Annotated in this window: 23 protein-coding genes; 22 read left to right on the top strand and 1 reads right to left on the bottom strand. The window is 53.1% G+C overall.

Annotation, left to right across the window (positions count from 1 at the left end):
* Positions 1–211: 211 nt before the first annotated feature.
* The 4 genes from ACL02P_RS08170 (at position 212) to ACL02P_RS08155 (ending at position 3,615) form a co-directional block, all read left to right on the top strand.
* Positions 212–832, top strand: a complete 621-nt coding sequence (locus ACL02P_RS08170; RefSeq protein WP_412837079.1) for a ribonuclease HII — start codon at positions 212–214, stop codon at positions 830–832.
* 71 nt (positions 833–903) lie between these two features.
* Positions 904–2,928, top strand: coding sequence for a flagellar hook-length control protein FliK (locus ACL02P_RS08165; protein WP_412837078.1), 2,025 nt, complete (start codon positions 904–906; stop codon positions 2,926–2,928).
* Positions 2,925–3,230, top strand: coding sequence for an EscU/YscU/HrcU family type III secretion system export apparatus switch protein (locus ACL02P_RS08160; RefSeq protein ID WP_009222989.1), 306 nt, complete (start codon positions 2,925–2,927; stop codon positions 3,228–3,230). The genes ACL02P_RS08165 and ACL02P_RS08160 overlap by 4 nt, the downstream gene beginning before the upstream one ends.
* Positions 3,223–3,615, top strand: coding sequence for a YraN family protein (locus ACL02P_RS08155; protein WP_323076444.1), 393 nt, complete (start codon positions 3,223–3,225; stop codon positions 3,613–3,615). The genes ACL02P_RS08160 and ACL02P_RS08155 overlap by 8 nt, the downstream gene beginning before the upstream one ends.
* A gap of 7 nt (positions 3,616–3,622) precedes the next feature.
* Here the strand turns inward: ACL02P_RS08155 and ACL02P_RS08150 are convergent, their stop codons facing one another.
* The gene (locus ACL02P_RS08150; protein WP_323076445.1) at positions 3,623–5,242 is read right to left on the bottom strand and encodes a YifB family Mg chelatase-like AAA ATPase; all 1,620 of its coding nucleotides are present in this window, start codon (positions 5,240–5,242) and stop codon (positions 3,623–3,625) included.
* Positions 5,243–5,826: 584 nt separating this feature from the next.
* Between ACL02P_RS08150 and sucC the strand changes: the two genes are divergently transcribed.
* From sucC to ACL02P_RS08060, 18 genes are all read left to right on the top strand, one after another.
* Positions 5,827–6,987 carry an ADP-forming succinate--CoA ligase subunit beta gene (sucC, locus tag ACL02P_RS08145; RefSeq protein ID WP_028539396.1) on the top strand — a complete coding sequence of 387 codons (1,161 nt, stop codon included), beginning with the start codon at positions 5,827–5,829 and terminating at the stop codon, positions 6,985–6,987.
* Positions 6,988–7,041: 54 nt separating this feature from the next.
* The gene (gene sucD / locus ACL02P_RS08140; RefSeq protein ID WP_028539395.1) at positions 7,042–7,971 is read left to right on the top strand and encodes a succinate--CoA ligase subunit alpha; all 930 of its coding nucleotides are present in this window, start codon (positions 7,042–7,044) and stop codon (positions 7,969–7,971) included.
* A 98-nt stretch (positions 7,972–8,069) separates the two neighbouring features.
* On the top strand, positions 8,070–9,158 hold the full coding sequence (dprA, locus tag ACL02P_RS08135) for a DNA-processing protein DprA (RefSeq protein ID WP_412837077.1): 1,089 nt from the start codon (positions 8,070–8,072) through the stop codon (positions 9,156–9,158).
* A 109-nt stretch (positions 9,159–9,267) separates the two neighbouring features.
* Positions 9,268–11,367 (top strand): type I DNA topoisomerase, encoded by a 2,100-nt coding sequence (topA, locus tag ACL02P_RS08130; protein WP_412837076.1) that lies wholly within the window; start codon positions 9,268–9,270, stop codon positions 11,365–11,367.
* A gap of 67 nt (positions 11,368–11,434) precedes the next feature.
* On the top strand, positions 11,435–12,757 hold the full coding sequence (trmFO, locus tag ACL02P_RS08125) for a methylenetetrahydrofolate--tRNA-(uracil(54)-C(5))-methyltransferase (FADH(2)-oxidizing) TrmFO (RefSeq protein WP_412837075.1): 1,323 nt from the start codon (positions 11,435–11,437) through the stop codon (positions 12,755–12,757).
* Between the two features lie 120 nt (positions 12,758–12,877).
* Positions 12,878–14,224 (top strand): ISLre2-like element ISTco1 family transposase, encoded by a 1,347-nt coding sequence (locus ACL02P_RS08120; protein ID WP_412837013.1) that lies wholly within the window; start codon positions 12,878–12,880, stop codon positions 14,222–14,224.
* A gap of 320 nt (positions 14,225–14,544) precedes the next feature.
* Complete coding sequence (hslV, locus tag ACL02P_RS08115; RefSeq protein ID WP_009222997.1) at positions 14,545–15,087, top strand: ATP-dependent protease subunit HslV; 543 nt, start codon at positions 14,545–14,547, stop codon at positions 15,085–15,087.
* 35 nt (positions 15,088–15,122) lie between these two features.
* Entirely contained in the window at positions 15,123–16,526 is a 1,404-nt protein-coding gene (gene hslU, locus ACL02P_RS08110) for an ATP-dependent protease ATPase subunit HslU (RefSeq protein ID WP_260071521.1), read from the top strand.
* 392 nt (positions 16,527–16,918) lie between these two features.
* Positions 16,919–17,326 carry a flagellar basal body rod protein FlgB gene (gene flgB / locus ACL02P_RS08105; RefSeq protein ID WP_016312450.1) on the top strand — a complete coding sequence of 136 codons (408 nt, stop codon included), beginning with the start codon at positions 16,919–16,921 and terminating at the stop codon, positions 17,324–17,326.
* Between the two features lie 6 nt (positions 17,327–17,332).
* Complete coding sequence (gene flgC, locus ACL02P_RS08100; RefSeq protein ID WP_028539391.1) at positions 17,333–17,782, top strand: flagellar basal body rod protein FlgC; 450 nt, start codon at positions 17,333–17,335, stop codon at positions 17,780–17,782.
* Positions 17,783–17,826: 44 nt separating this feature from the next.
* Positions 17,827–18,135: a flagellar hook-basal body complex protein FliE gene (fliE, locus tag ACL02P_RS08095; RefSeq protein WP_009223001.1), complete on the top strand. Its 309-nt coding sequence runs from the start codon at positions 17,827–17,829 to the stop codon at positions 18,133–18,135.
* Between the two features lie 31 nt (positions 18,136–18,166).
* Positions 18,167–19,750 carry a flagellar basal-body MS-ring/collar protein FliF gene (gene fliF / locus ACL02P_RS08090; protein ID WP_412837074.1) on the top strand — a complete coding sequence of 528 codons (1,584 nt, stop codon included), beginning with the start codon at positions 18,167–18,169 and terminating at the stop codon, positions 19,748–19,750.
* 11 nt (positions 19,751–19,761) lie between these two features.
* Positions 19,762–20,778: a flagellar motor switch protein FliG gene (gene fliG, locus ACL02P_RS08085; protein ID WP_036643741.1), complete on the top strand. Its 1,017-nt coding sequence runs from the start codon at positions 19,762–19,764 to the stop codon at positions 20,776–20,778.
* Positions 20,771–21,625 carry a FliH/SctL family protein gene (locus ACL02P_RS08080; protein ID WP_260071520.1) on the top strand — a complete coding sequence of 285 codons (855 nt, stop codon included), beginning with the start codon at positions 20,771–20,773 and terminating at the stop codon, positions 21,623–21,625. The genes fliG and ACL02P_RS08080 overlap by 8 nt, the downstream gene beginning before the upstream one ends.
* On the top strand, positions 21,606–22,925 hold the full coding sequence (gene fliI / locus ACL02P_RS08075) for a flagellar protein export ATPase FliI (RefSeq protein WP_009223005.1): 1,320 nt from the start codon (positions 21,606–21,608) through the stop codon (positions 22,923–22,925). Before ACL02P_RS08080 ends, fliI begins: the two co-directional genes overlap by 20 nt.
* Positions 22,926–22,935: 10 nt before the next feature.
* Positions 22,936–23,379 (top strand): flagellar export protein FliJ, encoded by a 444-nt coding sequence (gene fliJ / locus ACL02P_RS08070; RefSeq protein WP_009223006.1) that lies wholly within the window; start codon positions 22,936–22,938, stop codon positions 23,377–23,379.
* Between the two features lie 41 nt (positions 23,380–23,420).
* On the top strand, positions 23,421–24,359 hold the full coding sequence (locus ACL02P_RS08065) for a MotE family protein (RefSeq protein ID WP_412837073.1): 939 nt from the start codon (positions 23,421–23,423) through the stop codon (positions 24,357–24,359).
* A 41-nt stretch (positions 24,360–24,400) separates the two neighbouring features.
* A complete protein-coding gene (locus tag ACL02P_RS08060) occupies positions 24,401–25,828 on the top strand; it encodes a flagellar hook-length control protein FliK (protein WP_260071518.1) in 1,428 nt (475 codons plus the stop codon).
* Positions 25,829–25,854 lie beyond the last annotated feature (26 nt).

The following is a 25,854-nucleotide window of genomic DNA, read 5'->3' as shown; positions in this document are numbered from 1 at the left end:
TCGCCGGCGGCTTGTTTTTTTAGCGAAAGGCTGTAGAATCGAAAGAGGATTGCCGATAAAATAAGGGAAGCATCGTAATTTATAGAGATGAAACCGATAGAGTGATGGATGCGCTCCAGGCGTGGAACCCTCATTTCCGAGTCCGGAGATAGGAACCAACAACATAGAACAGCTAGCAACGGGGGAAGTTTCGCGAGAACAAGGAGGCATTATGGACGATTTATTAAAATATGAGCGCGAGTACTGGCAAGCGGGATATCCGCATATTGCGGGGATCGACGAAGTGGGCAGAGGCTGCTTGTTTGGAGATGTGGTAGCGGCTGCGGTCATTTTGCCGCAGGGGCTCGTGTTTGAGGACGTTAACGATTCGAAGAAATTAAGCGCCAAGAAGCGGGAGAAGCTGTTTGATCTCATTATGGAGCAGGCGATTGCCGTGGGGATCGGATTTGTGGATGCGGCTACAATTGACCAAATCAATATTAAGCAGGCAACAAGGCGGGCGATGAAGCAGGCGGTCGAGCAGCTGACGATTCAGCCGGATTTTCTGCTCATCGATGCGGAGAAGGTGGATGTACCCATTCCCCAACTTTCGGTGATCAAAGGGGATGCCACCAGTCAGTCGATCGCGGCCGCTTCGATCGTTGCCAAGGTGACTCGGGACCGTTTGTGCCAGGGCGAATGGGATGCACGTTATCCCGAATACGGAATCGCCGTACATAAAGGTTATGCAACCAAGCTGCACCGCGAACAGCTACTTGCATTGGGGCCAACGCCGATGCATCGCAAGAGCTTTATGCGCAATTTGATCGTGGAAGAACAAACGTTGTTTTAACTGGCATTCCTTACCCGCTCTCGATCGAGGCGGGTTTTCCATATCCTAAACGAAATCAAAGGGGGGAGCTTATGAATATCGGACCGCTGCTGCGCAGTTTGATGGGGGACGTTCGTTCCGGGGAGCCGAAATCGCTGGAACTCAAGACGGGGCAGGTGGTCCGCGGCACGGTCTTGTCCGTCTCTGACGATGGGCAAGTGGCCGTCATTCAGGTCCAGGGCGTGAAGCTTCACGCTGCCTTAGAGACGCCGATGCGCCCGGGGGAAACAACGCTTCTGCAGGTGCAGCCGGAATCGAAGGACGGTTTAGCGGTCTTGAAGCCAATTTCCTCGGACCCGGGGACCGTCCTGTCTCCCGCTTCTCTTGCTAAGGCGCTCGAATCGCTGGGACTTGAGAATACGCCGGCGAACCGGGAATTCCTGCAGATGATGCAGAAAAGCGGAATTCCGTTAACGCGGGAAAATTTGTCGCTCCTGCAGCAGGTCTCCGGGCTAAAGCCGGCTGGAGTGCCGCTGTCGGAGTGGATTCAGGCGGCTGGCATTGCTTTTGGACGGGGGCTTCCGATCACCGGTGAAACGGTAGCGGGGTTGCACCAAGCTGTTTTTGGACCTCCGCTGCACGTCCTGCTGTCCTCGCTGGAGGAGCAGATCGCCGGCTTTTTGCGCCAAGCGGGGCCGGACATGACCGGAAACGGAGGACATACCGGCTCAGGCTCGGCGGCTGGCTCATCGGCTCAGACGGGGCAAACGGCATCCCCCTTGCTTGCGGGGGGCACCGCTTCTCCAGCGCCCGGGTCGAATGCCGGGACGGCCGCCTGGGGAGCAGCACAAGCAGGGACGCTGCCGAGCGGCGGAGGAGCCCAGCCAAATCAGGCAGCTGGGTTGGTGCAGTTAGCCCGACAGGGCGCTTTTGCGGTTGCCTCGGGCGGGCCGCAATCCCCGCAGCCGGGGTTGCAGGGACAGCAAGCCGCAAGTGCACCGGGCGGAGCGCTGGTCGCGAAGCTGCAAGCGGTGCTGGCGGAGCTGCAATCGTCCGTGCTTCCGGAGGGCACGGACTTGCCGGGCCGCGCGATGGTCGGCCCGGCAGGAGGCGCCGCCGCCGATGGCAAGGGCCCGGCGGCGGCCGCGCCGCAAGGCGAAGGGCCCGCAGGGCCTTCGCCGGCGGGCACGCGCCCCACGCTCGCGGCGGAGCCGTGGGTGGGGCGCGTGCTGAAGCTGCTCGGTGCGGAGCACGAGCAGCAGGCGCTGCGCGCGACCGCGCCGGCGGCGAGCCCGCCGGCCGCGGGAGCGCAGGAAGCGCCGCCTGCGGCCGGCGCTTCGGCGCGGGCCGCCGCCGGGGGCGCGGAGGCGCCCGGCGGCCAGGTGCCCGGCAGCGGGCCTGCGGCCGCGCCGGAGGCGGCGCCAGCGCCGCTGCGCCATGCTGCAGCGGCGGGCGGTGCGGCCCCGGGCGAGGCGGAGCTCCCGCCCGGGAAAGCGCAGCCGCTTGGCGCCGAAGCAGCCGCCGCAGCCGCTCGCAGCGGCAGCGGCGTGACGGCGGCGAGCACGGCTGCGCATGAGACGCTGAAAGGCCTTCTCCTGCAGGTGATGGCCTCAGACGAGCTGCCCGCGCCGCTCCAGGAGGCGGCGCGCCAGCTCGTACAGCAGCTGACCGGGCAGCAGCTGCTGCTCAATACCGACCGGACCGCGCCGTTTGCGCAGGTGACGATGTTCCTGCCTTTGATCGGTCCGGACGGACGGCAAACCGCCGCCGTGCACATCGAGTCGCGGCGCGGACGCAAAGGCGAACTGGATCCGGCCAATTGCCGGTTATGGTTCGATTTGCAGATGAAGACGCTGGGGCAAATCATGGTCGACGTACAGGTCGCCGACAAGAAGGTGCTGCTCAAAATCTACAGCGAAAAGGAAACGACCGGAGCCTTTTTGGAATCCCGCCAGGAAGAAGTGAGTACGGCGTTGGAGAAGGCGGGCTATCGGCTCTTGTCGCTCAAGGCGGAGCCTTTGATCAAGCCGGAGGGGGAGGAAGGCAACGAAGCGGATTTCAGCCAGCCGATGTCTTATGCGCCTAGCGTATACAAAGGAGTGGATTACCGCGTATGAAGGAGAAACCGCAAGCGCCCAGCTTGGCTTTCAAAAAAGCGGTCGCCTTGAAATACGATCCCGGCCAGGGAGAGGCCCCGGTCGTTGTGGCCAAAGGCAAGGGGCTGATCGCTGACCGGATCCTCGACGCGGCACTGGAGCACGGGATCCCAATCCAGGAAGATGCTGCGTTGGTTGAGGTGTTGTCCAAGCTGGATTTGGATCAACAGATTCCTGCCGAACTGTATGACCTGGTTGCCGAAATTCTGACCTTTATTTATCGATCGGATAAAATGGTGGAAAGAGGGTTGTTCTTTGAGTAACCTTGGCATCAATGGGCGAAGAGGAGATGGCCGCAAAGAACGCGGCCGGAAAGCGGAACAGGCCGCTTGCGAGCATCTGATTTCACAGGGATACACGATTCTTGAGCGAAATTGGCGCTGCCGCAGCGGAGAACTCGACATCATTGCCAGGAAGCGAGACGTTCTCGTGATCGTAGAAGTCCGAAGCCGCAGCCAGCAGGCTGCGGCTTTCGGCACGCCGGCGGAATCGGTGAATGCCCGCAAAATCAAGCAGGTTCGTGATACAGCCGCGGTTTATTTGCATCGTACGGGTCAATCGGACGCCAACCTTCGCTTTGATGTAATTGCGGTGACGTTCGGCCGAGGCGATAATATCGCGCTGGAGCATATTCAAGCCGCTTTCTGATGGGGACTCATCCCGCAACTTCATGCCGCCGGTCCAGTTGCCGGTATTGGATCGCTTCTGCGACATGCTCGGCACGAATATGGACTTCTCCTTCCAGATCGGCAATCGTTCGGGACAGCTTGATGATCCGGTCATATGCCCGCATGCTCAGCCCCAGCGTGGCAAAACAATCCTGCAGCAGCTTGGTCGCATCACGGTCTAGCGGGGCAAATCGACGCAGCAGGCTGCCGGACAGCTCGCTGTTCCGGGAGATCCGGCAGCCGCGATAGCGTTCCTGTTGAATCCGTTCGGCTGCCATCACCTGTTCCCGCATCGCTGCGGAATCCAGCGGCTGAGGATCGTCCTGCCAACGCTGCGGGCGAGGAACCTCCACCTGCATATCAATCCGGTCTAATAAGGGGCCGGATATTTTTTCGCGGTATTGAGCGATTCGCCAAGGCGAGCAGGTACAGGCGGGCAGCGGCGGCTCGGCACCGAGATAGCCACAAGGACACGGATTTAACGATCCCGCCAGCAGGAAATGAGCAGGGAACGTGAACGACGCCCGGGAACGGCTGATGGTGACGACGCGATCCTCCAGCGGTTGGCGCAGCACCTCCAGCACATTCCTCGAGAACTCCGGCAGTTCGTCAAGGAACAATACGCCGTGGTGGGCAAGGCTGACTTCCCCCGGCTTCGGGATTCCGCCCCCTCCAATCAGACCGCCGGCGGATATCGTATGGTGCGGCGAACGAAAAGGGCGGCGCTGGATCAGACCTTGTCCGGAGTCATTGAACTTGCCGGCAGAGCTGTAGATTTTCGTGACCTCTAGCGATTCTTCCAGCGTTAAGGGAGGCAGAATGGATGGCAGTCGTTGCACCAGCATTGTCTTGCCGGTACCGGGCGGCCCGATCAGCACGATGTTATGGAACCCGGCGGCAGCGATGACTAGCGCCCGTTTAATTTGCCGCTGACCGATCACGTCGCTGTAATCGAGCAGGGGAGGAAGCTCGGCCGTTGTCCCCGTGCCTTCCGGCTTTTTCTCAAGATGGTTTAAGGTTTGAAGGACAAGCGGAGCCTGCTCTTGATGCACCTGAATGGAGTGCAAAGGCAACGCAGCTGCCACCTCCGAGTCCTTCGCTTCGTGCGAGGGAGGGGCGAGTTCGCTCAAATGGCTGAGGGCATAAACTCGAATACCTCCAAGCAGCAGCGCTTCTTCGGCATTATTCTGCGGGAGCAGCACCGCCGTAAAGCCATCGCGCCGTGCCCGATCCACCATGGACAGAACGCCTGGTACAGGACGCAGCGTGCCGTCCAGCGACAGCTCTCCGATGATCAACAAGCGCTCCTCCGGCGGCAATCTCACCTGGTCACTAGCCGCCAATATTGCCAGCGCGATGGCCAGATCGAAGGCCGAGCCTTCCTTGCGCAGGTCAGCCGGCGCTAAATTAATCGTTACGCGCTGAAGCGGAAAGCGATAGCCGCAGTTTTTGATCGCTGCCCGGACCCGGTCAATCGCTTCGCGAACGGCCGAATCCGGCAAGCCGACGATGCTCGTTTGCGGAATGCCGCTGGACAAGTCAACCTCAACCTCGATGATCACGCCGTCAATGCCGTACAAGCACGCGCTGTGTAGTTTACCGTACATAACAAAAAAACACCTCATTCCTATCGATTTAAGCTTTGCTTGGGCAAAGCCTGGATTGGAAAAAGGTGCTTCCTTATTTTCCCGATTCATTTAGTTACACGTATTCTAGGACGAACGTTAACGATTGTCAAGTTGGCAAACCTACGCTGCTAAGGCGAAGCAGGGGAGGTATCAGAATGTGATTTCGGGAGGAAGCTGGCAAGCATTTTTCTCACAACCTAAGATATTTTCATAAATTGCTGAAATTCGTCGAAATCCATCTCATGATGAGATGCGTGGGGCGCAGTGTCAATTTTGGGCTGAACAAATTGGCGCGAGTTTTTCCTGTCCCTGCAACTCCTTGAAACTTTGAAAGCGATTCATTGCACTTTGGCCATTCTCCCCTGCTGCGTCAATTATTCATCTCAACTTGAGATGAAAATGATATAAAAAAGTTGTGTATAAATGATGAACTTTTTGAGGAAAGCGTTTCAAAAAAGTGGTACAATAATCTGGGTTTCAGCTGATATTTTCGAGAAGGGGGACCACAAGCCGCAGGTTTTGGACCCTCTAAAATACCGCCTGTTGATAGGAGGATTTTACGCATGAATATCCATGAGTATCAAGGAAAAGAAGTCCTAAAGCAGTACGGTGTGGCCGTTCCTGAAGGACGCGTGGCGTTTACGGTCGAGGAAGCTGTCGAAGCGGCTCAAGCGCTGGGGACCTCGGTTGTCGTGGTCAAGGCGCAAATTCATGCCGGGGGCCGCGGTAAAGCCGGCGGCGTCAAAGTGGCCAAAAGCTTGGATGAGGTGAGAACCTATGCTCAGGAACTCCTCGGCAAGGTACTGGTCACCCATCAAACGGGACCAGAGGGGAAAGAGGTTAAACGCCTCTTAATCGAGCAAGGCTGCGATATCAAGAAGGAGTATTACGTTGGCGTTGTCGTGGACCGTGGTACAGGCCGCGTGACGATGATGGCCTCTGAGGAAGGCGGGACGGAAATTGAAGAAGTGGCAGCCGCAACTCCGGAGAAAATTTTCAAAGAAGTGATTGATCCGGCTATTGGCTTGACGTCGTTCCAGGCCCGCAGATTGGCTTACTCCATTAATATTCCAAATGAACTAGTAGGCAAAGCCACGCAATTTATGATGGCTTTGTATGAAGCTTTTGTGGACAAAGATTGCTCCATCGCGGAGATTAATCCGCTTGTCGTCACTGGAGATGGCAACGTCCTGGCGCTGGATGCGAAGCTGAATTTCGATTCCAATGCGCTGTTCCGTCATAAGGACATTTTGGCGTTGCGTGACTTGGAAGAAGAGGACGAGAAGGAGATTGAAGCTTCGAAGTACGACCTCAGCTACATTGCGCTTGATGGGAACATCGGCTGCATGGTGAACGGGGCCGGTCTGGCGATGGCGACGATGGACATCATTAAATATTATGGCGGAGACCCGGCGAACTTCCTCGATGTTGGGGGAGGTGCGACGGCAGAGAAGGTCACGGAAGCCTTTAAAATTATTTTGTCGGACGCTAAGGTGAAAGGGATTTTCGTAAATATTTTTGGCGGCATCATGAAATGCGACGTGATTGCTTCAGGGATCGTGGAAGCCGCGAAGCAGGTTGGTTTGGACCGTCCGCTCGTTGTGCGCCTTGAGGGTACGAACGTTGATCTTGGCAAGCAGATTCTTGCTGAATCGGGTCTGGCAATCGTTTCGGCCGACTCGATGGCAGATGGAGCTCAGAAGATCGTTTCGCTCGTTTCGTAATTTAGAGTGGTACCTCACATTGCAATCACCTATCCATAAGGGGAGGCTCGAAATATGAGTATTTTGGTCGATAAGAATACGAAGGTCATCACCCAGGGAATTACCGGGAAAACCGCATTGTTCCACGCCAAAGGAGCGCTTGACTACGGCACGCAAATGGTCGGGGGAACGTCTCCAGGCAAAGGCGGCACGAAGGTAGATATTACGTTGGAGAATGGCGAAACCGTCAGCCTGCCGGTGTTTAACACGGTTCGCGAAGCGAAGGAAGCGACGGGGGCTACTGCCAGCGTGATTTACGTACCGCCGGCATTTGCAGCCGATTCGATCCTGGAAGCCGTAGAAGCGGAATTGGATCTGGTCATCTGCATCACCGAGGGAATTCCGGTCCTCGATATGGTGAAGGTGAAGCGTTATATGGAAGGGAAAAAGACCGTGCTGATCGGTCCAAACTGCCCAGGCGTCATTACTCCAGGCGAATGCAAAATTGGCATTATGCCGGGCTATATCCATTTGCCTGGTCATGTCGGCGTCGTGTCGCGCAGCGGCACGTTGACGTATGAAGCGGTGCATCAATTGACGACTCGCGGCATCGGACAATCTTCGGCGGTTGGTATCGGCGGCGATCCGGTGAAGGGCTCGGAGTTTATTGATATTTTGCGCCGGTTTAATGACGATGACAACACGCATGCCGTGATCATGATCGGGGAAATCGGCGGAACCGCTGAAGAAGAAGCCGCCGAATGGATCCAAAAAAATATGACGAAGCCTGTCGTCGGCTTTATCGGCGGTGTGACGGCTCCTCCAGGGAAACGGATGGGTCATGCCGGTGCGATTATTTCCGGCGGGAAAGGAACGGCGAAGGAAAAAATCGCGAAGCTGGAGTCCTGCGGCATTAAAGTCGCGCCAACCCCATCGGAGATGGGCGCAACACTGGTCAGTGTTCTGGAAGAACGCGGCCTTTTAGAATTGTGCACGACACGATAAGCTATTTTTGATATAATCATATCCAAAGGTAAGCAACCTTCTTAGCCATACATGGCTCGAGGAGGTTGCTTTTTTTATTTTTCAAGGAGGGATTCGTTGTGGAGAAGAAATGGGTACTCGCGGGATTACATGAATTCCCCGGGGTAGGCTGGAAAACGCTGCAGCAAATCGTTGCATATGATGAGGACTGGGAGCATGCCATCGAGTTTACGGCAGCGGATTGGAGGAAGCGGGGACTGGGCCCAGGGCTGTCACTTCGGCTGTCGGAGCGGTTCACATGGGACTGGATTGAGGCCCAAATGGAACAGTATGAAGGTAAAGGGATACAGGTGATTACAAGGCTGGATTTGGAGTATCCTATTTTAATGAAGGAGACCGCTCAGCCGCCATGGGTTTTGTATTCTCTGGGTGATACCAGGCTGCTGAACGGTCTTAATATCGCGATGGTAGGTACGCGGACGCCAACCGCCTATGGTCGAAAGGTAGGAGCCGCCTTAGCCGCTGACCTTAGCTCCTTCGGAGTAACGATTGTGAGCGGGATGGCCCGCGGGATTGACGGGGTTTGCCATGAAGCGGCTTTACAGGCAGGAGGAAGTACCATCGCCGTATTAGGTACGGCGATTGACGTAGCTTATCCACCGGAGCATGCCTCCATGTATCGACGAATCGCCGAGCAAGGGCTGGTCATCTCGGAATATCCGATCGGTACCCCTGGTCACCCTGGGATGTTCCCGCAGCGCAATCGGATCATTGCGGGAATTTCTTATGGTACGGTGGTTGTAGAGGCCGACGCTCGCAGCGGGTCCTTGATCACGGCGGATGAGACGCTGGATGCGAATCGTGACCTGTTTGCAGTCCCTGGGCCAATTACGTCGCCGAAGAGCCGGGGAACCCTGTCGCTTTTGAAGCAGGGAGCCAAACTCGTCACCGAAGCCAAGGATATTTGGGAGGAATATCAGGCCTTATTGCCTGTCGCGGAGGAGACGAAAAAGGAAGCGGTAACAGGAAACAAGTTGACAGATGAGGAGCGCCGCATATACCATATGTTGGAGCAGGGCATCACGAGTTTTGATGATCTGCTCGTACAAACCGGGTGGGATTTTGGACTTTTACATTCAGTTCTGTTATCTTTAATCATGAAAAAAACGGCGGTTCAACTCCCCGGCTCAGTATACCAGCTAATATAGTCCATTCCTAACCGAGAGTGGCTTGAATATATGACTATATGAGTATTTTACCTGAATACAAGGAACACCAGTTTTAGAGTTTCGTATTGTTTGAGAGGAGGACGAACCTGTGGCGGATTCACTCGTCATCGTGGAATCGCCTGCCAAGGCGAAAACGATTGGCAAATACTTAGGCAGCAAATACATCGTGAAAGCCTCAATGGGTCATGTTCGCGATTTGCCCAAGAGCCAAATTGGGGTTGAAGTAGAGAACGACTTCAGTCCGAAGTATATTACAATCCGTGGGAAGGGTTCTGTATTAAAAGAATTAAAGGATGCCAGCAAAAAAGTAAAAAAAATCTATCTGGCAGCCGACCCCGATCGCGAAGGAGAAGCGATTGCCTGGCATCTGGCCCATGTGCTGGACGTGGATGAGAAGGATACATGCCGCGTCGTATTTAATGAAATTACGAAGCAAGCGGTTAGAGACGCCTTCAAAAATCCGCGCCCCATCAATATGGATCTGGTGAACGCGCAGCAAGCCAGACGGATTTTGGATCGGCTGGTTGGTTATAAAGTCAGCCCGCTGCTGTGGAAGAAGATCAAAAAAGGGTTGTCGTTTGGCCGCGTGCAATCCGTAGCGGTGAAAATCATCTTGGACCGGGAGAACGAAATCTCTGAATTTGTCCCGGAAGAATACTGGAGTATTACGGCGAAGCTGAAGACGGGAGGCTCTTCGTTCGAAGCGAAGTTTCACCAGTACAAAGGTGAGAAGATCGAGCTAAAGAACGAACAGCAGGTACAGGAAATTCTGAAATCGATCGAGAAGGCCAAATTCAGCGTGGTCGATGTGAAGGAGAAGGAACGTCTCCGCCATCCGGCGGCGCCGTTTACAACCAGCTCCCTGCAGCAGGAGGCAGCGCGTAAACTGAATTTCCGGGCAGCCAAAACGATGTCGATCGCTCAGCAGCTGTATGAGGGGGTTGACCTCGGCAAAGAAGGGACTGTTGGTCTGATCACGTATATGCGTACAGACTCGACGCGAATCGCTACTTCCGCCCAAGAGGAAGCCAAGCAATATATCCTAGATAAATTTGGTGAAGCCTACGCGCCTGAAACGCCGCGTCAATATTCCAAGAAGGCTGCCAGCGCGCAGGACGCCCATGAAGCGATCCGTCCAACATCGGCGATGCGAGATCCGGAATCGGTGAAGGAGTTCACCACCCGGGATCAGTATCGGCTGTACAAATTGATTTGGGATCGTTTTATGGCCAGCCAAATGACTTCTGCCGTGCTGGACACGATGTCAGTGGATATTGCCGCTGGTGAAGCAACGTTCCGCGCGGTTGGGTCGAAGATCCGCTTCCCTGGCTTTATGAAGGTGTACGTGGAAGGCAATGATGATGGCAACGCCAATGAGGACGACAAGTTTTTGCCACCCCTGGCGAAAGGGGAAGAACTGGCGAAAGAGTCGATTGAACCGAAGCAGCATTTTACCCAACCCCCGCCTCGCTATACGGAGGCGCGTTTGGTGAGAACTTTGGAGGAGCTCGGCATTGGACGTCCGAGTACGTACGCGCCAACCCTGGAAACCATTCAAAAACGCGGTTACGTAGCGATTGAGGACAAGAAGTTTGTCCCAACTGAGTTAGGCGAGCTCCTCATCGAACAGACGGAGCAATTCTTCCCAGAAATCCTTGATGTGGAATTTACCGCCCATATGGAAGAGGACTTGGACCATGTTGAAGAAGGTTCCGAGGATTGGGTAAGAGTGCTGAGCGAGTTTTATAAATCGTTTGAGAAACGTCTTCGGGTTGCCGAAGAGGAAATGAGGGAAGTCGAAATCGAAGACGAAGTCTCCGATGAGATTTGCGAAAAATGCGGAAGACCGATGGTCTATAAATTGGGACGTTTCGGGAAGTTTTTGGCTTGCTCGGGGTTCCCGGAATGCCGGAATACGAAACCGATCGTCAAGGACATCGGCGTCACCTGTCCTAAATGTAAAGAAGGCCATGTGGTCGAGCGCCGGAGTAAAAAGGGACGGGTCTTCTATGGCTGCGACCGTTATCCGGAGTGTGACTTTGTTTCGTGGGATAAGCCTTCACCGAAGCCTTGTCCGAAATGCGGTTCGATGCTCGTAGAGAAGCGAAATAAGCAAGGCGGGAAGCTGCAATGTACCTCCTGCGACTACGTGGAAGCCATTGAAGATAACGACGATACAGATGATTAAGATGAGCCCGCGTTTGTGCGGGCTTTGAGACAGCTTAGAAATTCAGCATGAGATTTAGTAGGGGGACATGAACATGACGAATAAAGTAACGGTCATCGGCGCGGGATTGGCCGGCAGTGAAGCGGCATGGCAAATCGCGAGCCGCGGCATCCCCGTGGTGTTGTACGAAATGCGCCCGGTTGTGAAGACGCCGGCGCATCATACCGATAAATTTGCCGAGCTGGTCTGCAGTAACTCTTTGCGGGCCAATGGGTTAACGAACGCCGTTGGCGTTCTCAAAGAAGAAATGCGGATGCTGAACTCGCTGGTGCTTGGTGCGGCGGATCGCAATGCGGTGCCGGCCGGCGGCGCGCTGGCCGTTGACCGGGACGGTTTCTCTGGAGAGATTACCCGGACGCTGAGAGAGCACCCGTTGATCGAAGTCATTAATGAAGAAATCAAGGAGATCCCGCAGGACGGGATTGTCGTGATTGCCACCGGGCCACTGACGTCTCCTGCCCTTTCGGAGCAAATTAAGCGGTTGACCGGCGAGGACTATTTTTACTTTTACGATGCTGCCGCTCCGATTGTGGAGAAAGATTCGATTGATATGAGCAAAGTGTACCTGGCTTCCAGGTACGACAAAGGTGAAGCAGCCTACTTGAACTGCCCGATGACGGAGGAGGAGTTCGACGCTTTCTATGATGCGTTAATTCATGCGGAGGTAGCTCAGCTGAAAGACTTCGAGAAGGAGATTTACTTCGAAGGCTGTATGCCGATCGAGGTGATGATGCGGCGCGGCAAGCAGACGGCCCTGTTTGGGCCGATGAAGCCGGTTGGTCTCGTCAACCCGCACACCGGCAAGCTCCCGCATGCTGTGGTGCAGCTGCGTCAGGATAATGCAGCCGGCACGTTGTACAATTTGGTAGGCTTCCAGACCCATTTGAAATGGGGCGAGCAGAAGCGCGTCTTCTCGATGATTCCAGGTCTGGAGAATGCCGAGTTCGTCCGGTACGGCGTGATGCACCGTAACACCTTTATCAACTCGCCGAAGCTGCTCATGCCAACGTATCAGTTGAAGGCACGGCCGTCGCTCTTCTTCGCGGGTCAGATGACTGGTGTCGAAGGTTACGTCGAGTCCGCTGCTTCCGGTCTGATTGCGGGGATTAACGTAGCCCGAGCTGCCGCAGGCCAGGAGGGCATCGTCTTCCCTGCGGACACAACGCTGGGCAGTATGGCGCGTTACATCACCACCGCAGACTTCGAACACTTCCAGCCGATGAACGCCAACTTTGGCTTGTTTCCGAAGCTGGATACCCGCTACCGCAAAAAAGCAGAGAAAAACGAAGCGCTCGCGCAGCGCGCGCTGAATAGCTTGCGATCCTTTATGGCAGAAGAACGGTTGGGTTAATCCACGATAGTGTAAAATCTCTGTGGGTGTAGGAATTGGAAAAAGCGGATATAGAAAAAGAGCTTCTCCCTTGGTAAAGTGATGTTTGACGCACAACACACCAAGAAGGAGGAAGCTCCTGTGAGCCACTTTACCACAATAATGCCGACGATGAAAGAGATTGAGCAATGGATTTTCCGGAAAATGCAGGAGGAATTCGCTCGTGCGATGAAGCAGGTACTGGAGGCGCTGGATCAGCAGATCCTGGAGGAACGGGACCGAGAGCGTTATCGAGTAAAGGACGAGCGTGAAACAAGCGTCAACACAGTGTTCGGGAATGTGCGCTTTAAGCGGAGATTGTACTGTGACCGTAGAAGCGGCAAACACGTGTATCTGCTGGATCAGCTGTTGCAATTCGAAGGGCGCGGGAAAGTCAGTCCGCATTTGGAAGAGACAGCAATCGCATTCGCAAGCCAAGGACCGTCGTACCGGGACAGCGCAAAGCGGCTGGAGCAGCTTTTGGGCTACAATGTGCTGAGCCACCAAGCGATCAGGGAAAAACTGATGGAGCGTGCGCAACAGCCGATGCCAGCGGTGAAACGGCGCGCTGCCCGCGTGCTGTTCGTGGAAGTGGATGGGCTGTACACGAAGCTGCAGCGGAGCAAAAAGCGCGGGATGGAGAACGCAATTGCAGTCGTACACGAAGGCTGGGAGAAGAACGGCAAGCGGGTACAGCTGAAGAACAAACAGCATTACCTGCATACGAGCGGCGGCGACTTCTGGGAAGGGTTCGGGGACTTTCTGGTGGAGCGTTACGAAATCGACGAGAACACGTGGCTTGTGGTGAACGGAGACGGCGCGGCGTGGATCGGGGAATGTACATCCTACTTTCACCAATGTCTGTACATGCTGGACCGCTTTCATGTGGCGCGTGATTTGAAACGCTTTGTCGGTCATTTGCCGCAGGTGTGGGAGACCGTGAGACGGTCTTTGGCCAAACAGGATGCAGCCGCGCTTATGGCGGTCCTGGAAGGCGTGTCGGAGCAAGAGATAGCGGAAGAGAACCGGAAGGATTGGAAGCCGTATAAAAGATTTCTAAAGCGGCATGAGAAGCATTTGGACGACTACCGAAAAACACTCCAGGCGAAGGGGATCGACACAAGCGGCATGCGCCCGATGGGAAGCGCGGAATCGCAGATGCGTATATTCGCCAAGCGGACGAAGCGTGGCGGGTACAGTTGGAGTGAGCGAGGCGTCAGGGCGATGCTGAGGACGATGATGAGGATTCAAGAAGCGGGCACGGTGGTAAGAACGGTTGAAGGACAAGCGAGTAAGCAGGCAACGCCGCAGCAGTCGATAAACATGCGGCAATTGCTCAAGAACGTGACGCAACCGGTCAAGGGTTGTATCGCTGGAATGATTCGCATGCTGCAAGGACCGAAGCAAAGCAGCACAACGGGTATGGCACTCAAAGCACTTCGCGGATAACGGCAAAAAATTCTGACAAATCACTTGTGTTTGATGAAAGAACGAAGCAAAGCGCTTACAAGGAAGAGGTTCCTTCGGGGTTCGCGTTCCAGGCATCTTAAATGACTGCCCACGCTAGCTTGACACTGACTTAATCCACCGTTTTTTTGCAATCTAGGGGGTAAACGGGTTATGCTGAAATCAAGGACGTTCATATGATAGAACTGGCCCATTATCATACGTAGTAAACGAACCCATTGCCTCAGTCCCTCCTGCGTAAATTCGAATTGATGAAAAACGTAAGGGCTGAGAACATACAAGAGAGGAAGGCGAACAAACACATGGAGCTATCTTTTCACGCTACAACGATTTGCGCTGTACGCCACAATGGCAAAGGCGCCATTGCCGGTGACGGGCAAGTCACGTTTGGTCAGAACGTCGTGATGAAACAAACGGCCAAGAAAGTCCGCCGGTTGTACCGCGGTCAAGTGGTTGCGGGTTTTGCCGGTTCGGTCGCCGATGCCATCACGTTATTTGAGAAATTTGAGGGGAAACTGGAAGAGCATTCGGGGAACCTGCAGCGGGCAGCGGTTGAACTGGCCAAAGATTGGCGCCAGGACCGCGTGTTGCGCAAGCTGGAGGCTTTGATGATCGTCATGGACAAAACCGGGATGCTGCTGATTTCCGGCGGCGGGGAAATTATTGAACCGGATGATGATGTGCTGGCGATCGGGTCAGGGGGGAACTTTGCTCTGTCGGCTGCGCGGGCGCTCAAACGCCATGCTACAGGGTTGGAGGCGAAGGATATCGCCCGCGAATCCTTGCAGATCGCTTCGGAAATCTGCGTATATACGAACAACAACATTATTGTTGAGGAGCTTTGAGTATCGTTGATACTATCGTGTCAGGGGGACGAATCATGACCGAAAAAAATTTAACGCCAAGACAAATCGTAGCCGAACTGGATAAATACATCGTAGGACAGAAACAAGCGAAAAAATCGGTTGCTGTCGCGTTGCGGAACCGTTACCGGCGCAGCTTGCTCCCGGAGGAGGTTCAGGATGAAATTGTACCTAAAAACATCCTGATGATCGGACCGACCGGGGTGGGGAAGACGGAAATTGCCCGCCGTCTCGCCAAGCTGGTTGGTGCTCCCTTTGTTAAAGTGGAAGCAACGAAGTTCACTGAGGTTGGTTATGTAGGTCGAGACGTCGAGTCGATGGTGCGCGATCTCATCGAAACGGCGATCCGGACAGTAAAGCTTGAGCGTACCGAGAAGGTGAAAGATAAAGCGGAAGAGCTTGCGAACGAGCGCCTGGTTCAGATCCTGGTTCCTTCAGAAAATAAAACAAAAGGCGTTCGCAATCCGTTCGAGATGTTGTTTGGGGGCGGTAACGGGGCGAACACCTCCGCTCAGGAGGAGCCGGAGGAAGACAGCACGCTGGCCGAACGCCGACGTCAGGTGCGCTTCAAATTGTTGTCCGGTCAGATGGAGAACGACATCGTGGAAGTTGAAGTTGAAGACAACACGCCAACGATGATGGATATGTTTGCCGGCCAGGGCAACGACCAGCTTGGCATGAACATGCAGGAAATGTTTGGAAATCTCCTGCCGAAACGCACCAAGAAGCGGAAGCTGACCGTCAAGGAAGCCCGCAAAGTGCTGACGCAGGAGGAAGCGGCGAAGCTGATCGACCAAGACGATTTGATTCAGGAAGCAATCACGCGGGCAGAGCAATCCGGGATCATCTTTATCGACGAAATCGATAAAGTTGCCAGCCGGGGACAGGGCTCGGGTCCCGACGTATCCCGTGAGGGCGTACAGCGCGATATTTTGCCGATCGTGGAAGGCTCGACGGTGATGACCAAATACGGTCCCATCAAAACAGATTATATTTTGTTTATTGCGGCAGGAGCTTTCCATATTGCCAAGCCATCTGACTTAATTCCTGAGCTTCAAGGGCGGTTCCCGATCCGGGTTGAGCTCGACAGCTTAACGCTGGAGGACTTTGTGTCGATCTTAACGGAACCGGAGAACGCCTTGACGAAACAGTATATTGAATTGCTGCGAACGGAGGATCTGGAAATCGAGTTCTCGGACGCAGCGATCCATGAAATCGCCCGTATTGCGGCCATGGTGAATGCGAATACCGAAAACATCGGTGCCAGACGGCTGCACACCATCCTGGAGAAGCTCCTGGAGGATCTGTCCTTTGAAGCGCCGGAGCTGACGCTGGATAAAATGGTCATCACTCCGGAATACGTGCGGGAGAAATTAGGAAATATTGCCCAGGATCGAGACCTCAGTCAATTTATTTTGTAGAAAGATTCATGAACGTGGGGTTAGGGCCTTGTTTTTCAAGGACCTAATCCATTTTTCACAATTTGACGAAAAATAGGCCACTCTGCCGTAATGGCGGGTGGTCTTTCTTTTTAGATTGTGCTGGATGATGGCGATAATTATGTAAAAAATGGTTTTTAGACCAAAAAACGAGATAAACAATTGAAAGATAGGGCTTTTTTCTTATTGTAAATATGTCGAATCTCCATGAAACTTAGGATATATGACATTATTAAACAGATTTCATGCTAGGACGTAAGAAAGACAAAAAGAAAGACAATAAATAACAATAAATTGTCGAAAAAAGAGGAATTATTCATTGTTTGTAGAATCCTTAGTGATTAAGAGCAAATGAGCCTAAGGGGGGAATTGAAGTGCAGTTGTTGAACGGACTGGGATTTGACAGGCTTGAGACTGCCATCCAGGCCGCCAATCTCCGGCAAGGGGTCATCGCTAACAATATTGCGAATGTGGACACCCCTTACTTTAAGCGATCCAGCGTGTCCTTTGAAAGCATGTTACAAGCGGAAATGAACGGTAATATGCCGGCGCTCCAAGGAAGGAGAACGGATGTAAGACATTTCGTTATAGGACCAATGACCGAGGTTCCTGAACCGGTGGTTAGTGTGGATCAGACGACAGCAATGAACAACAACCAAAATAATGTCGATATCGACAGTGAGATGACCAAACTTGCCGAAAATCAGTTGAGATACAATGCGTACATCGAACAATTGAACTATATGATCAAAATGAAACACACCGTCGTGGAAGGGAGATAATCGGACTTGAATATCAGTAATAGTTTTGGGGTTAGTTCTTCCGCCTTAACCGCACAGCGTCTTCGCATGGATGTGATTTCCTCCAACATCGCGAATGCTGAAACAACCCGGGCTAAGATTGTAGACGGCAAGGCCGTTCCTTACCGGCGCAAAACGGTGGTCATGGCACCCAAGGAAATGGATTTCGACAGTGCCTTGAATTCAGTAATGGGTAAGGAAGTGAGCAGTCAAGGGGTGAAAATTACCAAAATTCAAGAGGACCCCTCACCGCTTAAACCGGTTTACAATCCGACCCATCCTGATGCGGACAGCGAAGGGTATGTCTATATGCCTAATGTTGATATTTTGAAAGAAATGGTAGATATGATTTCGGCAACTCGCTCTTATGAAGCAAACGTAACGGCGCTTAACGCCAGTAAGGCGATGTTTACCAAAGCCTTGCAAATCGGGAAATAGACCAAAAGTAGACTTACATAATTTGTGATTGGGAGTGTTGCACGTTGATCGAGAGAATGAGTTTTGACTCCTTGAAGCCGCTAACCGGAATGCAGACGTCCGGTAATGAACAGAACCTCACGCCTGCGCAAGCGATAAAGCAATTTAGCTCCTATCTAAACGATGCACTGGAAGGAGTCGCTGCTCAGGAAGCCAATGCCCAACAAGTGAACAACCAGTTCCTGTTAGGAAAAGTAAGTGCCGACGAGATGATGATCGCCTCGGAGCAAGCCTTGTTAAGTTTGCAGTTGACTACGCAAGTCCGGAATAAAGTGATCGAAGCTTACCAAGAGATTATGCGTACGCAAATTTAAGGATTGAAACATGCTCGGATGAGGTGACATTGTGAATGAGAGAATTACACAGTACCGGGATCGATTGATAGGGTACTGGAACCAATTTAGTAAAAAACAAAAAACGTTATTAGTCTCTACGGCGACTTTTATCCTGCTCGCGATCATCTTGCTGACGATTCAATTTTCCAAAACGGAATACGATGTGGCCTTTACGGGTCTCGATTCGACTGATGCGGCAGGGATCATCAATTACTTGGAATCCAGCGGAATCTCGTACAAGCTTGGACCGGACGGTACAACTATTTCGGTTCCTAGCAAAGACGCAGCACGAGTTAAGGTTGAAGTTGGTTCCCAAGGAATCGTTCAGAACGGTTCGATCGGTTTGGAAGCCTTCAATGAAAGTTCTTCCTTAATCGGAATGACGGACAACGAATTTAACGTCAAGTACAAAAACGCCATTAACGGCGAGGTCGAACAGCTGCTAAAGAGAATGCAAGGCGTTAATGATGCCAAGGTTCTCATTAACTTACCGGCAGAAAACGTGTTCGCCAGCCCGGATGAACAGGAGAAAGCGACAGCATCTATCGTCCTCACGTTCAAGCCGGGATATCGTCCGAATCAGGAAGCCATCGATGGATATTTTAACTTGGTTAAAACGTCGGTCCCTAACTTGCCGGTGGAAAATATCTCGCTCTCCTCGAGTGATGATACGATCTTGCTTCCAAGCGGACAAGGCGGGACGACAGGCTCACTGACCTCGGCGGTTCAAGAGAACATGGCGCTGCAGAAGAAGTTCGAAAGCGATGTGCGCCAAAGCGTAAAGCAATTCCTATCCAGACTGACCGGTCCGGATAAGATTGAAGTGCTGGTCGCTTCCAAGTTGAATTTCGACCAAGTTAGCCAGAAAGACAATCTGGTCACTCCAGTGGATACCGAAAACATGAAAGGTATCGAGATCAGCGCACAAAAAGTGCAGAAAAGCTACACCGGATCGGCGAATCCAACGAGCGGGGTACCTGGAACTGGGGAAGAAGATGTTGTGAACTATCCTTCGTCGGAAACGAACGGCGGGTCTTCCTCGGAAGAAAGTTCGTCGACGATTAACTACGAGGTTAATCGAATTACGAAGGACATTATCGCCAGTCCCTATGTTATTAAGGATTTAACCATTAATGTGGCCGTTGAACCACCCGAAGGTCAGGAAACTTTGGATGAAAATACTCGGTCCGCGATCGAAAATATTCTGAAAAATATCGTTGGATCCTATTTGGCTGACTCTGGTACTACATATACAGACGAAGAATTGCAGAGAAAAGTTTCAGTGTTGTCTCAGCCATTCCATTCGGATACTGTCCAAAAAGCCGGGTTGAGTTTATCAAGCCCGTTGGTATGGGGAGTAGGAGGTGCAGCTCTGCTGGCGCTGGCCGGTCTCGGAATCGTCTTGTTCCGCCGCCGCAAGCAAGCGCAAGAAGAGGAAGAAGAGATCGCGCTGCCTCTTACGCCTGAGTTTCCATCGATCAATTTGGATACAGTCACGAATGAGAACCAAGTGCGTAAACAGCTGGAGACGTTGGCCAAGAAGAAGCCTGACGAATTCGTTAACTTGCTTCGCACCTGGCTGGCTGATGAATAGAGGTGAATGTATTGTCCAAAACATCGAGTCCGGTTTTGACCGGGAAACAAAAGGCAGCCATTTTGTTAATTACGTTAGGGCCGGAAGTGTCGGCGCAAATCTTCAAACATTTGCGGGATGATGAAATCGAGCAGCTCACGCTGGAAATTGCCAACGTCCGTAAAGTTGACAGCGCCGAGAAAGAAATGATTATGGCGGAATTCCACCAGATCTGCTTGGCGCAGGAGTATATCACCCAGGGGGGCATCACTTACGCCAAGGAAATTCTGGAGAAGGCGCTGGGCCAGTCCAAAGCGGTGGACATCATCAACCGTTTGACGGCAACCCTTCAGGTCCGGCCATTCGATTTTGCCCGTAAGGCAGATCCAAATCAAATTCTGAACTTTATCCAGAACGAAAACGCGCAGACAATCGCTTTGGTGTTATCCTATTTGCAATTTGAACAGGCGGCAGCCATCTTGTCTTCACTTCCTCAGGAGAAGCAAGCGGAAGTAGCGCGGAGAATCGCGATGATGGATAGCACGTCGCCGGAGGTCATCGCTCAGGTGGAACGCGTTCTGGAGCAGAAGCTCTCTGCTACGGTTACGCAGGATTACACCAGCGCCGGCGGCATTGAATCGATCGTCCAAATCTTGAACGGAGTCGACCGGGGGACGGAAAGAACGATTCTCGATTCGCTCGAAATCCAGGATCCCGAGCTGGCCGAAGAAATCAAGAAGCGGATGTTCGTCTTCGAGGATATCGTCAATATCGACAACCGTTCCATACAGCGGATTATCCGCGATATCGAGAACAGCGACTTGCAGCTTGCCCTCAAAGTGGCCAGCGAAGAAGTTCGCGAAGCGGTCTTCCGCAACATGTCGAAGCGGATGTCCGAGACGTTCAAGGAAGAGATGGAATACATGGGGCCGGTGCGGCTGCGTGACGTGGAAGAAGCACAAACCCGCATCGTAGCTACCATTCGCAGGTTGGAAGAAGCAGGTGAAATTATAATCGCCCGCGGCGGAGGAGATGACATCATTGTCTAATTTGATCAAGGTGTCTCAATACGTACCGGTTGAAATCTTGAAGCAGCTGAATTTAGCCAAGGTTCATCCGACAACCGAGGACCCGTCATCCACTCACACCGAGAATCCGGTCGTTCAAGGTCCTTCCGCTGAAGATCTTGCGGCCGAAGAGACGAGACGTCAGATGTTGGCGGATGCGAAAGAGTTCGCCGAACGTCAGGTCAGGGAAGCGGCGGAGCAAGCGGAACGCATGCTGGCCGAAGCACAGAAGCAAATCGAAGCCTGGTGGCAAGAGCGCCGTGAGCAGGATGAACAGATGATCGAAGCCGTTAAAGCGGAGGGCTTCACTCAAGGCTACGAGGAAGGGAAAGCGCAGGCCGAAGCAACGATGCGCGCCCAGATCGAAGAGATGATGAATGAAGCTGGTTCCGTTCTGCAACAGGCTTATGTGGAGAAAGAACGCATCATTCAGGAAGCCGAGCCGTTTCTAGTCGAATTAAGCTGTGCGATTGCCGAGAAAGTCATCGACAAGCAGCTTGAGCTTAAACCGGAATACGTCATCGATCTGATCAAGAAGAGTTTGGCACGCAAACGCGAGCAAGGAATTTTGACGTTGTGCGTTTCGCCAAGCGATTTTGCCTTCGTGCAGGCGGCAAGGGAGGAGCTCAGCCTTGCCATCGACTCGCAGGCTGAACTTCAAATTTTGCCCGACCCGACCGTCAAGGATCGCGGCTGTGTCATCCGCTCCTCCTTCGGCAGCGTGGATGCCAGAATTGATACACAATTGACGGAGATTAAGAAGGAATTGTTGCGGGTTTCTCTACAGATGGAGGAGCGGGGGCAAGCGAATGACGAGTTTGAAAGCTGAACGTTACATTGATCATCTCAGACAGCTTGATCCGATCCGAATCAACGGGAAGGTGACGCAAGTCATTGGGCTGATGGTCGAATCCGAAGGCCCGGATGCCAGTATCGGCGATCTCTGTTACATCTATCCGAGTAAAGCGGCGCAACCTTTGCAGGCTGAAGTCGTCGGATTTCGCGATAACAAGGTATTGTTGATGCCGCTCGGTGAGCTGCAATCGATCGGACCTGGTTGTGATGTCGTTGGGACCGGCAAACCTTTGACGGTACAGGTTGGATCGGAGCTCCTTGGTAAGGTGCTGGACGGCTTGGGGCAACCGCTGGACGGATCGCTGCTTCCTTCACGGATGGGCCACTATTCTACCTATAATAAGCCGATGAATCCGCTGAATCGTCCGCGGGTCTCCGAACCGATTGGCATTGGAGTACGGGCTATCGATGGTTTGCTGACAATTGGCAAAGGCCAACGGGTAGGGATTTTCGCCGGCTCCGGGGTCGGGAAGAGTACCTTGATGGGGATGATTGCCCGCAATACCTCAGCAGATGTGAACGTGATTGCGCTCGTTGGGGAGCGGGGACGCGAGGTGCTTGACTTTATTGAGCGGGATCTTGGCCCGGAAGGATTGGAGCGCTCTGTTGTCGTCGTTGCAACCTCCGATCAGCCGGCTTTAATCCGGATGAAAGGGGCTTTGATCGCCACAACCATTGCGGAGTATTTTCGGGACCGCGGGCTCAACGTCATGCTGATGATGGATTCCGTCACCCGTTACGCGATGGCGCTGCGTGAGGTAGGGTTAGCCGTAGGTGAGCCTCCTGCCATGCGCGGTTACACCCCTTCCGTGTTTGCCGCCTTGCCGAAGCTGATGGAGCGGGCAGGAACGGGACCAACCGGTTCGATTACCGCCTTCTATACCGTGCTCGTTGACGGTGACGATATGAATGAACCGATTGCGGACGCCGTACGCGGGATATTGGACGGGCATATCGTTTTGAACCGCGGGATCGCGAACAAAGGTCACTTCCCCGCGATTGATATCCTAGCCAGCATTAGCCGGGTCATGAAGGATATTGTGTCGGATGAGCAAAATGAGGCGGCCGAAAATCTGAAACGGTTGATGGCTGTTTATAAGGATTCCGAGGATTTAATTAATATCGGCGCTTATCAACCCGGATCGAACCCGGACATTGATGAAGCAATTGGGGCCATTCAGCAGATATGGAACTTTACGAAGCAGAAGGTTAATGAGAAGGTCACGCTCGCCGAAGTCCAGGAACGGCTAATTTCCGAATTCGCAAGGAGATGAAACGTAGAGAATGAAGTTCCGTTACGTGTATCAGAAAGTAGTTGATTTGAAATCCAACGAAAAAACGCAGGCCGAATGGATGTTATCTGCAGCTATTGGGCGATTGCAGTCAGAACAACGCTCGTTGGAGCAGTTGCTGGAGGAGAAAGCCAATACCGCAGCGGTAATCGCTGCCGAAGCGGAGAGTACTGCCTCCATGATCAAACTGCAGGAACTTCAGCGATACATGGATTTTCTTGACCAAGCGATTGAGCGGAAGCTGGCGGACATTCGCGCAGCGGAGGTCAACGTCGAGCATAAGAAGACGATTTTGAAGGGGAAAATGCTGGACGAAAAGGTATGGCTTAAAGCGAAAGAGAAGGCCATGGATAAATTTCGGCACGAAATGCTTCTTCGGGAACAAAACGAGCTGGATGAAATGGCTACAGTCCGGTTCGCCATGAGAGCCCGATAAAGTAACGGGCGCCCATACGGTTGTTCGAAGGAGGGATAGAGATGGCAAAAACGGTGGTGGACGAAGAATTGGATGAGGAGACAGGGGGCGGATTTTCACGCTTTCTGTTCTTCATGACGCCTATTCTTTTTACGGTTGTTCTGCTAGGGGTGTTATTAACCTTATTTAATATCGACTTTCGTAACACCATGATTGATTGGGGGAACCGGATTCCTGTGGTGAAGAACCTGGTACCGGATCCGATCACTCCTGAGAGTGAATTAAAGGAAGCTGCGAAGGAAGAGCAGAAGCAGCGGGAGAGCACCGAAGCTACTGTGAAGGAGCTAAAGGAGCAGTTAGCCAAACAGCAGGCAGAGCTGCAAACCGCCAACCAGCAAGCAGCCGAGCAGCAGGAGAAGGTGAAGGAACTGCAGGATCAGCTGGCTTCCGTTCAGCAGAAAGAGAGCGAGCAGCGGCAAGCGGCAGAATTGGAAGCTTATCAGAAGGAAGTCAAGAAGCTGGCCAATCTGTATGCGGAAATGAGTCCTAGTAAAGCGGCAGCGATTTTCAATAAGTTGACGACGGAAGAGTCGCTGCAAATGTTAAGCGTAATGAGTAATGAGAGTAAAGTGGCCATTTTGGAGAAGATGGATCCGCAAAAGGCCGCGGATATTTCGATTAAGCTGAAGGATGTGAAGACATCCGAGGACTTGGCGATCGCCGCGCTGCAATCGAGACTCAAAATGGAGGCAGCAGCGGATACAGCAGCTGCTGCAAATGGAGCAGGGCTAAGCGATACCGAGCTGGGTCAGACCTTCTCCTCGATGGCCGCAGCGGATGCTGCCAAGCTAGTGCTTCAAACATACAAGCTAAGTCCTGAGAAAGGGCTGAAGATCCTAAAATCGGTAAACGGAACTGCGCGGTCCAAGATTTTGACGGAAATGGCGAAGTCCGACGAGAAGACATCGGTGAAGATCCTGAATCAGCTGGTAAGTAAGTAATAAAGGAAGGAATTTAGCTTTGAAAGGAGGTGAGAAACAAGATGAATTCATCCATGTCGCAAGTGAATGTAAGCAAAGCCGGGACGGTGAACTCGTTGTGGTACGGATCTGCCGGCAAGGCGGAAGCGGGGCAAACTGCTGCTTTGTCTTTTGATCAGAAGCTCCTCGCCATGCTGCTCGGCAATGCCCAGCCGCAGGAAGGACAAGCCTCTGCTCAGATGCTCTCGCTAACCGGATTGCAGAACAGTACGGAGGCTGCGCCATCCGAAGCAACGGACAATACGCTTGTTGCTACAATCGAAGGGTTGTTGAAGCAATTGCCGAAATTGGACGACGCGCTTCAAGCGGATCCTGCGTTGCTTACGGTATTGCAAGGCTGGCTGCAAAGTGTCCAAACCCTATTGCAACAGACAGGTGTGTCTGAAAATGCGGGTTTAGGGGCGGAGGGCGACAACGCCCTGCCTGTGCTGGCCCAGCAACCGGAGACGATGCGGTTTGCGGTTCAGGACACACTGGTCCAACTGTTAGCAGCTGCGGAGTCGAACGGTGGTGCCGCTAAGCTGACCGCAAGTGCACAGGGACAAGCCGGTGCTATGCTGGATTCCCTGCAACAAGTGCTGGATGCGATCTCGGATTCGGCGGAGACGAAGCTTAATGGCGGAAAAGGGACGGAAACCACAGGATTGCAACCTCGTACCTATACGACAGACCCAGGTGCAGCAGCTAACCAACAGGGCCGCTCAGGTCAAAACGGTGACATGCTAAACCGTGGAGATACCCGTGCTGTACAATCGAGCTCGCAGCCTAGCAACAACACGGCGGCATTCCGCGTTAATGATTCGGCATTCGAAGCCGATTCGACAGTTGACGGGGTAACCGCGGAGACTAACGTTCATGAGGATCCCGTTCAAACCGGTCAGATCGTGACCGCAGGACAACTGGCACTCCGGGACAGCGGAATCAAGTCCGTGAAGCATGTTGCCAAACCGGTTCCAGTAGAAAATTTCGCGAAAGAAATGAGCGGTTTCCTGGTGAATAAGCTGGAGATCGTGAATCTGAAAGGCGTGTCCGAGGCGAGAATTTCGCTTTATCCGGAGCATTTGGGACAGGTTGACGTACGCATTACGATGCAAAACGGACAGTTAACTGCCCAATTTATGACGGAACATGCTTTTGCCAAAGAATCGCTGGAACAACAAATGGCACAGCTCAGATCGGCGTTGCAGTCTCAAGGTCTTCAGGTTAACAAACTGGAGGTCACGCAAAATACGTCATTGTCCTCCCATATGTACCATGATGGCCGGCAATCCGGCGGAGGCACAGGACAACAACAAAGCGAAAAACGTCGTCCAATAACAGAGGACGAAACGCTGGCCATCCATGACTTGAACGAAGAATGGAACGAATGGGTTGCTGAAGTCAGAGCCAAAGAGCAAAGCTACGGCAGTTCCTTTGTCGCCCGGGCTTAATTCGCCTTAATTCGCAGAAAGGAGGT

This window comes from Paenibacillus sp. MB22_1, from assembly GCF_047200555.1.
In the GTDB taxonomy this organism is placed as follows: domain Bacteria; phylum Bacillota; class Bacilli; order Paenibacillales; family Paenibacillaceae; genus Fontibacillus; species Fontibacillus phoenicis.
This window is presented reverse-complemented; position numbering and strand designations above follow the sequence as displayed.

Bases quoted from the DNA above. Each gene is read 5' to 3' on its own strand.
- ACL02P_RS08170 (WP_412837079.1), top strand. From the start codon at position 212: ATGGACGATTTATTAAAATATGAGCGCGAGTACTGGCAAGCGGGATAT.
- ACL02P_RS08165 (WP_412837078.1), top strand. From the start codon at position 904: ATGAATATCGGACCGCTGCTGCGCAGTTTGATGGGGGACGTTCGTTCC.
- ACL02P_RS08160 (WP_009222989.1), top strand. From the start codon at position 2,925: ATGAAGGAGAAACCGCAAGCGCCCAGCTTGGCTTTCAAAAAAGCGGTC.
- ACL02P_RS08150 (WP_323076445.1), bottom strand. From the start codon at position 5,242: ATGTACGGTAAACTACACAGCGCGTGCTTGTACGGCATTGACGGCGTG.
- sucC (WP_028539396.1), top strand. From the start codon at position 5,827: ATGAATATCCATGAGTATCAAGGAAAAGAAGTCCTAAAGCAGTACGGT.
- sucD (WP_028539395.1), top strand. From the start codon at position 7,042: ATGAGTATTTTGGTCGATAAGAATACGAAGGTCATCACCCAGGGAATT.
- trmFO (WP_412837075.1), top strand. From the start codon at position 11,435: ATGAACATGACGAATAAAGTAACGGTCATCGGCGCGGGATTGGCCGGC.
- hslV (WP_009222997.1), top strand. From the start codon at position 14,545: ATGGAGCTATCTTTTCACGCTACAACGATTTGCGCTGTACGCCACAAT.
- hslU (WP_260071521.1), top strand. From the start codon at position 15,123: ATGACCGAAAAAAATTTAACGCCAAGACAAATCGTAGCCGAACTGGAT.
- fliI (WP_009223005.1), top strand. From the start codon at position 21,606: ATGACGAGTTTGAAAGCTGAACGTTACATTGATCATCTCAGACAGCTT.
- fliJ (WP_009223006.1), top strand. From the start codon at position 22,936: ATGAAGTTCCGTTACGTGTATCAGAAAGTAGTTGATTTGAAATCCAAC.
- ACL02P_RS08065 (WP_412837073.1), top strand. From the start codon at position 23,421: ATGGCAAAAACGGTGGTGGACGAAGAATTGGATGAGGAGACAGGGGGC.
- ACL02P_RS08060 (WP_260071518.1), top strand. From the start codon at position 24,401: ATGAATTCATCCATGTCGCAAGTGAATGTAAGCAAAGCCGGGACGGTG.